The sequence below is a fragment of the Clostridium coskatii genome, from assembly GCF_001675205.1.
GTDB lineage: Bacteria > Bacillota > Clostridia > Clostridiales > Clostridiaceae > Clostridium_B > Clostridium_B ljungdahlii.
Genome location: NZ_LROR01000046.1, coordinates 62508 through 72112, shown reverse-complemented (window position 1 = coordinate 72112; position 9605 = coordinate 62508). Strand labels below are relative to the sequence as shown.

General features: G+C 30.5%; 7 protein-coding genes. All 7 read left to right on the top strand.

Translation table 11 applies throughout. From position 1 onward, the window contains the following. The first annotated feature begins 394 nt into the window (after positions 1-394). The 7 genes from CLCOS_RS10055 (at position 395) to CLCOS_RS10025 (ending at position 9470) form a co-directional block, all read left to right on the top strand. The gene (locus CLCOS_RS10055; RefSeq protein WP_013238776.1) at positions 395-832 is read left to right on the top strand and encodes a hypothetical protein; all 438 of its coding nucleotides are present in this window, start codon (positions 395-397) and stop codon (positions 830-832) included. A gap of 153 nt (positions 833-985) precedes the next feature. Beyond that, positions 986-2329, top strand: a complete 1344-nt coding sequence (gene miaB, locus CLCOS_RS10050; RefSeq protein ID WP_063599888.1) for a tRNA (N6-isopentenyl adenosine(37)-C2)-methylthiotransferase MiaB — start codon at positions 986-988, stop codon at positions 2327-2329. A gap of 16 nt (positions 2330-2345) precedes the next feature. Beyond that, positions 2346-5021 (top strand): DNA mismatch repair protein MutS, encoded by a 2676-nt coding sequence (mutS, locus tag CLCOS_RS10045; RefSeq protein WP_063599889.1) that lies wholly within the window; start codon positions 2346-2348, stop codon positions 5019-5021. A gap of 29 nt (positions 5022-5050) precedes the next feature. Further along, complete coding sequence (gene mutL / locus CLCOS_RS10040) at positions 5051-6880, top strand: DNA mismatch repair endonuclease MutL (protein ID WP_063600024.1); 1830 nt, start codon at positions 5051-5053, stop codon at positions 6878-6880. Between the two features lie 8 nt (positions 6881-6888). Next, the gene (gene miaA, locus CLCOS_RS10035; RefSeq protein WP_013238772.1) at positions 6889-7824 is read left to right on the top strand and encodes a tRNA (adenosine(37)-N6)-dimethylallyltransferase MiaA; all 936 of its coding nucleotides are present in this window, start codon (positions 6889-6891) and stop codon (positions 7822-7824) included. Between the two features lie 49 nt (positions 7825-7873). Next, positions 7874-8116, top strand: coding sequence for an RNA chaperone Hfq (hfq, locus tag CLCOS_RS10030; protein ID WP_013238771.1), 243 nt, complete (start codon positions 7874-7876; stop codon positions 8114-8116). A 76-nt stretch (positions 8117-8192) separates the two neighbouring features. Beyond that, positions 8193-9470, top strand: coding sequence for an aminotransferase class I/II-fold pyridoxal phosphate-dependent enzyme (locus CLCOS_RS10025; RefSeq protein ID WP_063599890.1), 1278 nt, complete (start codon positions 8193-8195; stop codon positions 9468-9470). Positions 9471-9605 lie beyond the last annotated feature (135 nt).

Below are 9605 nucleotides of genomic sequence, written 5' to 3'. Positions count from 1 at the left end.
TGCAGAGATAGCTATATTACAATAATATAGTTTTTGAATGATTTTTTCAATAAAAACTTTATTATTATATGATTCTGAATATAAAATCTATTTGGTAAAAGTATATTCTTGATAATTTAGTGTGCCTTTAAGTTTTTAGTTCTTAATCCAGCAGGAAGCGAAATATAAATGGATTCATATAATATATTAAAAAATAAAAATTATGAGGATTAAATAAAATTTCTACATATATGGATATAGCAATATGAAAAGCCTCATCGGAAATTATGCCACTGCTGTATTTAGATTTTATACTAAGCAGAACATGTCAGTGGATAAATAAAAGGAAAAAATATATGATAAAGCATTTGATATATGTTGAAAATAAATTATAAAAATGAAAGGGATGTTTAAAATGTCAAATGAAGCAGGAAAAGTTTTTCTATATGATTTAGTTCGCACTCTTAATAAAAAATATGACCATGAAACAGAATTAAGGAATAGAATAAATCAAGCTAGTAAGCTTATAATTGAATATTTTGATATTCTTCAACAAAATTTAAAAAATATATGTGAAATTTCTAATGGAGACATTAAGATAGAATTAAATGAATCTAATGACATTATTGCTAGAATTAAAATATTTAGCGATGAACTAATATTTAAAAGAGAAAAAAATATGATAGACGTATTGATGAAAGGAACCGCTATAAATGGTGATTCTAAAGATATTAGAATCACTTATATTGACTGCCAACCTGATGAAGTTAATATTAATTTTAAAGTAATGGATGATATATTAAAACAGGCATTTAAAGATGTGGTTGAAAACATTAAAAAAGAGCTTAAATAAGCTCTTTTTTAATGTTTAAATAAATGAATACCCTAGAGATAGTTCAATGGATTAATAATTTAATAAAGATACTTCAAATGAATTATGTTTATTTTCAGTTGCTTATTATGTTATAATACAGTGTAAAGCTAAGACTATCGGAGGTTATAATACATGATAAATAACGTAGAAAAAGCAACTAAAAATTTCTTTATAGAAACCTGGGGTTGTCAGATGAATGAAGAGGATTCTGAAAAATTATCTGGCATGTTAAAAAGATTAGGATATAAAAGAACAGAAGATAGATCTTCTGCGGATTTAATAATATTCAATACCTGCTGCGTAAGAGAAAATGCAGAATTAAAAGTATATGGAAATCTTGGAATGCTCAAAAAGCTAAAGATTAAAAATCCAAATCTCATAATAGCCATATGTGGTTGTATGATGCAGCAAAAAGACATGGCAAAAAACATAATCAAAAGATTTCCTTTTGTAGATATAATATTTGGAACCCATAATGCCTATAAGTTTCCTGAATACTTAAATAGAGTTCAGCAGGAAAATACATCTGTAATTGAAATACAAGACAAGGAATCCGGAATCGTAGAAGGACTTCCAATAGACAGAGAAAGTAATGTAAAAGCCTTTGTTACAATAACGTATGGATGTAATAATTTTTGTACCTACTGCATAGTTCCCTATGTACGAGGGAGAGAGAGAAGCAGAAAACCTGAAGATATTGAAAAAGAAATAAAAGAATTGATTTCAAAAGGTTATAAAGAAATAACTCTCCTTGGACAAAATGTAAATTCCTATGGTAAAACTTTAGAACCTAAAGTAAGTTTCAGTGATCTCTTGAGGAGAATTAATTCTATAGATGGTGTTGAAAGAATTAGATTCATGACATCCCAGCCTAAAGATTTAACTGAAGATGTAGTAGATGCCGTAGCTGAGTGCAGTAAAGTATGTGAGCAAATACATCTTCCAGTACAATCGGGTTCAACTTCTCTTTTAAAAAAAATGAACAGAAGTTACTCAAAGGAAGGGTATCTAAATCTTGTTAAAATGATAAGAGAAAAAGTGCCAGATGCCGCTATTACTACAGATATAATAGTTGGTTTTCCAGGTGAGACAGAAGAGGATTTTGAAGAAACATTAAATCTTGCAAGAGAAGTACAGTATGATTCTGCATTTACTTTTATATATTCAAAAAGGAAAGGTACTCCTGCTTATGATTTTGAAGATCAGATTCCAGAAGATATAAAACATGAAAGGTTTAATAGACTTGTTGAAGTTATAAATGAATCCTCTGCTAGAAAAAACAAGGACTATGAGGGAAGAACGGAAGAAATATTAGTAGAAGGTACAAGTAAAAATGATAATACAAAACTTACAGGCAGAACAAGATCAGGTAAACTGGTAAACTTTGAAGGTAACAAAAAAGATATAGGTAAATTAGTTAAAGTACAAATAACAAAAGCAACTTCTTTCTCACTTTTAGGTGAGGAAATACAGTAGCAAGGAGGACAATAAAGTGGCATTAACTCCAATGATGCAGCAGTATATGGAAGTAAAAGAAAGTTATAAAGACTGTATACTGTTTTTTAGATTAGGTGATTTTTATGAAATGTTTTTTGAAGATGCAAAAATAGCATCTAGAGAACTTGAGTTAGTACTTACAGGTAGAGACTGCGGCTTAAAAGAAAGGGCTCCTATGTGTGGAATACCCTATCATGCCGCAAATTCATATATAGGAAGGCTTATAAACAAGGGATATAAGATAGCTATATGTGAGCAACTAGAAGATCCCGCTCTAGCAAAAGGTATAGTTAAAAGGGGCATAATTAAAGTTGTAACTCCTGGAACTTACACGGACTCTACTTTTTTAGAAGAAAATAAAAATAATTATATAGCGTGTTTGTACATAGATACCCAGACAAATATTTCTGCACTGTGTTTTGCAGATGTATCCACTGGAGAGTTCAATTGTACGGACACTCCTTTTAATTTATCTACAATTTTAGATGAAATATCAAAATACTCTCCAAGTGAAATACTGATTCAAGATAGTATAAGTATTGATCTATTGAATAAAATGAAGGATATTTTTAGTGGTTCATTCACTAAATTAGATGAAAGTTATTTTGCAGGCGAAACTAAAAATATGTTAGAGGATCAGTTTGAAAATTTTACAGGAGAAAATTATAGTAATGAAATTATAAAATGCTGTGGCTCCCTACTGAAATATATAAGGGAAACTCAAAAGAATGATCTATCTCATATAAATAAATTTTCCTATTATAATATAGTAGATTATCTCACTATAGATGGAAATTCCAGAAGAAATTTAGAAATTACAGAAAGCTTAAGAGAAAATAATAAAAAGGGATCTCTCCTCTGGGTTATAGATAAAACAAATACATCTATGGGAGGGAGACAGCTTAGAAGATGGCTGGAACAGCCCCTTATAAATAAGGTCAAGATAGAAGAAAGACTGGATTCTGTAGAAGAAATTTCAAATAATATATCTTATCATGAAGATTTAAAAGAGGCTTTAAAAAACATATATGATATTGAAAGATTAGTTGGAAAAATATCTTCTAAAAGTGTAAATGCAAAAGAGTTGAATTTTTTAAAAAACTCTATAGAAAAAATACCTGAAGTAAAATCTATACTTTCAAACTTTCACACAAAATTATTGAAGGATATGTACGAAAACTTAGATGAACTAAAAGACATTTATGTACTTTTAGATAAATCTATATTAGATAATCCTGCAATATCTTTAAAAGAAGGTAACCTTATAAAAAAAGGATATAACAGTGACATAGATGAACTTAAAGAAATAAAGGCTCACGGTAAGGAATGGATAGCTTCTCTTGAGAATTCAGAAAGGGAAGTTACTAAAATAAAATCTCTTAAAATAGGATATAACAAAGTATTTGGTTATTATATTGAGGTTACTAAAAGCAATTTAAATCTTGTACCAGAAGGTAGATATATAAGAAAACAAACTCTTACAAATGCAGAAAGATACATAACTCCTGAATTAAAAGAAATGGAAGATAAAATATTAGGTGCAGAAGAAAAACTTATAAATCTAGAATATAGTGTTTTTATAGAAGTAAGAGATAAAATAGAAATTGAAGTAGATAGAATGCAAAAATCCGCTAAAATAATTTCAGAAGTAGATTGCTTAAGCTCCCTTGCAAGAGTTGCTATAGAAAATAATTATTGTAAACCTAAAATAACAAATTCAGATAACATAATTATAGAAGAAGGTAGACATCCTGTAGTAGAAAAGATGATTGACTCTGGAGAATTTATATCAAACGACATAAACATAGATACTGGTAAGAATCAACTTCTTTTAATAACAGGACCTAATATGGCAGGCAAATCTACCTACATGAGACAGATAGCTTTGATCGTTATAATGGCCCAAATTGGTAGCTTTGTGCCAGCAAAAAATGCTTCCATATCTGTTTGTGATAAGATATTTACAAGGATAGGTGCATCAGATGATTTGGCATCAGGAAAGAGTACTTTCATGGTGGAAATGTGGGAGGTTTCCAACATACTTAAAAATGCAACTAACAAAAGTTTGATCTTACTGGATGAAGTAGGACGTGGAACAAGTACTTACGACGGTCTTAGCATAGCTTGGTCGGTAATAGAATATATATGTAAAAACAGCAAGCTAAAATGTAAAACCTTATTTGCCACCCATTATCATGAACTGACTAAATTAGAAGGCAAGATAGATGGAGTCAAAAATTACTGTGTATCCGTTAAAGAAATGGAGGATAATATAGTTTTTTTGAGAAAAATTATAAGAGGAGGAGCCGACCAATCCTATGGTATAGAAGTTGCAAAGCTTGCAGGGCTTCCAGAAGAAGTTTTAAAAAGAGCAGGAGAAATACTAAATAGCCTTGAAAGTAAAAAGCTAAAAGAAAATAAATGTGCTGGTTCTGAAATTGCGCTAGATGCAGAGTATTCAATAAATGAGAAAAAAGCTCCTCTCAAAAATGAGGAGATGATTAAAGAAAAAGCTCCTATGCTTGAACCAACCAGACAATTAGGATTTTCAGATATAGAAAAGACAAATTTAGTAAAAGATATTACGGATATAGATATACTAAACATGACTCCTATGGACGGATTTAATAAACTTTATGATATAATAAGAAGAGCAAAGTCCATAAGATAAAACTTAGTCATAAGGAATGATGTATTATGATGAAAAGAATAAATTTACTTGATGAAAATACTTCAAATAAAATTGCCGCTGGAGAAGTAGTTGAAGGTCCTTCATCTGTAATAAAAGAACTTCTTGAAAACAGCATAGACTCTGGAGCTAAGAACATAACTATAGAAATAGAAGAAGGTGGAGAAAAGTCCATAAAAATAATAGATGATGGATGGGGAATACACCCTTTGGATATAAAAAAAGCCTTTATGCCTCATGCCACAAGTAAAATAAGCACTGTAGAAGATTTAGATAAAATAAGTACTTTAGGATTTCGTGGAGAGGCTCTATGCAGTATAGCTTCCGTATCAAACACCATACTTAAAAGTAAAGCAGAAGGCTTTGATGTGGGAAATGAAATAATTATAAGTGGTGGAGTCTTAAAGGAAACTCAAGAAATTGGCTGTAACAAAGGGACTACAATTTTAGTAGAGGATTTATTTTTCAATGTACCTGCCAGGAAAAAATTCTTAAAATCCCCAAGTAGGGAAGCAGCAGGTATATCGGACATAGTAACAAGACTTTCTCTTGCCAATCCGAATATATCCTTTAAATTTTTTAAAAATGGCAAAAAGGCTCTTACAACTTATGGTACAGGAAAAGTGATGGATGTTATACGATGCGTATATGGGAAAAATATATATGAAAACATAATTCCTGTGGAAAAGCACAGCGATATTATCTCAATTTGTGGATACATAGGTAACTCCGAAATAAGCAGGGGAAGCAGAAATAACCAAAGTATATTCATAAATAAGAGGTATGTTAAAAATAAATCCATAACTTCCGCTGCAGAGCAGGCTTTTAAATCATTCTTAACCATAAATAAGTTTCCTTTTTTTATATTGTTCATAGACATATTTCCCGAATTTGTAGATGTAAATGTTCATCCAGCCAAATGGGAAGTTAAATTCAGCGATTCCAGAATGGTATTTAAATTTGTATTTGATGCAATTCATGAAGCTTTAAGGGAAAGCTTAAAAGATTCCTTTACCATTGATTTAAAGGAAGATGATTTAAAACCCAAAGAAACTCAAGCTGAAATTAAGGAAGTTCAAATACCAATAGATTTGAAATCTCCAAATGAGGGGATTTATATAGAAAAAAATGAATCTAGCTTATTTAAAAAAAGTAAAGAAAACTCAAATAAAAATGAATTTATAAAAGAACCTAAAGTATCTTTTACTGCTAAGGAAAATGCAGTATCTAAAAATAAACAAGAAGAACCTAGAGTTGCTAAATTTCAGCCCCTTAGGATAATAGGACAATTTCATAGTACTTATATAATAGCAGAAGATAGCAGTAATCTTTATATGATAGACCAGCATGCAGCCCATGAAAAAATTCTCTTTGAAAAATATAAAAAGAGTATACAAAAAGGAATGGTATTATCTCAAGTTTTAATAACTCCTGTAATAATGGAACTTACAATTAAAGATTATAATTGTTTTATAGAAAATAGAGATTTATTTAAAAAAACTGGTTTTAATGTAGAATTATTTGGAAATAATACAATAAGTATAAGAGAAGTACCTATGATACTTGGAAAACCCGATATGAAAAACTTATTTATGGATATATTAGATAATTTAAAAAACATGGGATCAGGCGATACCTGGGAAGTTAAATACCTTTCACTTGCAACTCTTGCCTGTAAAGCCGCCATAAAGGCAAATGCTAGCATTTCAGAAATAGAAATGAATCATTTAATTGAAGAGCTGCGCTTTATAGATGACCCATTTAACTGTCCCCACGGAAGGCCCACTATAATAAAACTTACATTAAATGACCTGGAGAAAAAATTCAAAAGAATACAATGAGGAGAGACATGAAAAACTTATTTATACTTTCGGGACCAACTGCAGTTGGGAAAACCAATATATCTATAGAACTTGCTAAAAAATTAAACGGTGAAATAATATCTGCAGATTCCATGCAAATATACAAGTATATGGATATAGGTTCTGCTAAAGTTACAGAAGATGAAATGCAGGGCATTACCCATCACTTAATAGATTTTATTGAACCAGATAAGAATTTCAACGTATCTGAGTACAAAGTCTTAGCTGAAAATGCAATAGATGAAATATGTAAAAAAGATAAACTTCCTATGATAGTAGGTGGTACTGGACTTTATATAAATTCTCTCATTTTAAATTACAATTTTACAGATGCAAAAACAGACAAAAGTTATAGAGAATACTTGGGAAATTTAGCAGAAGAAAAAGGGAAGGAATACGTACATTCCCTTTTGAAAGAGGTAGACATAGATTCTTACAAAAGATTATATCCAAATGACTTAAAAAGAGTTATACGTGCCCTGGAAGTGTATAAACTCACAGGAAAAACTATAAGTGAGTACAATGCAAATACTAATTTATATGACATACCTTATAACATATATTATTTTGTACTCACTATGGATCGGGCTAAATTATATGATAGAATAAATAAGAGGGTAGATTTAATGATGGAAAATGGCCTTATAGATGAAGTTAGAAGATTAAAATCCATGGGATATACTCCTGATATGCAATCCATGAAGGGTATAGGCTATAAGGAAATTTTAGATTATTTAAATGGAAATTCTACCTTAGATGAAGCAATCTACTTAGTAAAAAAGGGAAGCCGGAATTATGCTAAAAGGCAGTTAACCTGGTTTAGAAAAGATAAAAGGGCAATTTGGATAAATAAGGATAATTTTAGTTGTGACGAAGACATTGTAGAACATATAATAAACGTCTTTAATATAATGAAAATTTAAATTCATTATATTGTATGAATATAAATAAAAGTTACGGAGGGTGAGAACTATGAGTAAAACAGCTAATAACTTACAGGACATATTTTTAAATGGGGCAAGGAAAAATAAAATTCCAGTTACTATATACTTAACAAATGGATTTCAAATTAAAGGAAATGTAAAGGGTTTTGACAACTTTACTGTTATAATGGATTGTGATGGTAAACAAATGATGGTATATAAACATGCGATTTCAACTATGACACCTATAAAATGCATTTTATTTAACAACTTTTCAGGAAATGAGCTATAGGGGGAATGGACATTTGTCTATTCCTTTTTTATATGTTAATATGACATTTAGTACATACATTTAGGAGGTAATATTTTTGCTAAATATAACAAAAAAAGTACTTAAAGATAAATATAAAATAAGCGATAAGGTAATTGATTTATACGAAAGAGCTTTAAATGATGTGAAAGACCAATTTCAATACTATGATGAAATAAGGGAATTCAATCAATTAAAAGTTTTAAATGCACTGCAAGAAGAGGGAATAAGCGAATCCCATTTTACAAATTCATCTGGATATGGATATGGAGATATAGGTAGAGATTCATTGGACAAAGTCTATGCTAGAATATTCAATTCAGAAAGTGCCCTTGTAAGGCCTCATTTTGTAAATGGAACTCATGCTCTTGGCTGTGCACTTTTTGGAAACTTACGCCCTGGAGATACTATGCTTTCAGTATGTGGTGATCCCTATGACACCCTTCATGAAGTAATTGGCATAGAAAACAAGGGTTCGGGTTCTCTTAAAGAATATGGAGTAAATTATGAACAGGTAAATTTAACTGATGATAACAAAATAAATTTTGAGGACATAAAAAAACATCTTGAAAATAATCATACAATAAAATTAGTACATATTCAGAGATCTACAGGTTATGGCTGGAGAAAATCTCTTCTTATATCTGAAATCAAAGAAATTATAGATTTTGTTAAAGGTATAAACCCTAATGTAATATGCTTTGTAGACAATTGTTATGGTGAATTCATAGATACCATAGAACCTACAGATGTAGGAGCTGATTTAGTAGCAGGTTCACTTATAAAAAACATAGGTGGTGGAATAGCACCAACTGGTGGATATATAGCAGGAAAGAGGGACTGCGTTGCAAAAGCATCTTACAGACTAACTGTACCTGGAATAGGTGGCGAATGTGGTTCTACTTTTGGAGTTATGAGGCTTTTATATGAAGGTTTATTTTTTGCACCTCACGTTGCCATAGAAGCACTAAAGGGAGCTATATTCTGTTCTAGAATAATGGAACTTGCAGGATTTGAAGTACTTCCTAAATATACGGATAAAAGAAGTGATATAATACAGTCTATTAAGTTTAACGACAAGGAAAAGCTTATAAATTTCTGTCGCGGAATTCAAAAGGGATCTCCTGTAGATTCTTTTGCCCAGTGTGAACCTTGGGATATGCCCGGATATTCAGATCAGGTCATAATGGCTGCTGGAGCTTTCATACAGGGAGCTTCTATAGAGTTGTCTGCAGATGCACCTATAAGAGAGCCTTATATAGGTTATCTGCAAGGCGGACTTACTTTTGACCATGCTAAGATTGGAATATTGATAGCTCTGTCAAATATATTATAGAAATGCGTATGATATAAGTATTTAACACGTAAAATTCACTATTTTATGTGTTAAATACTTTTTTTAGTGTGCATAGTGTACATTATGGCATATAAAATCTATTCATAATGTGTCTTTAAACTTAAAATGAATTAG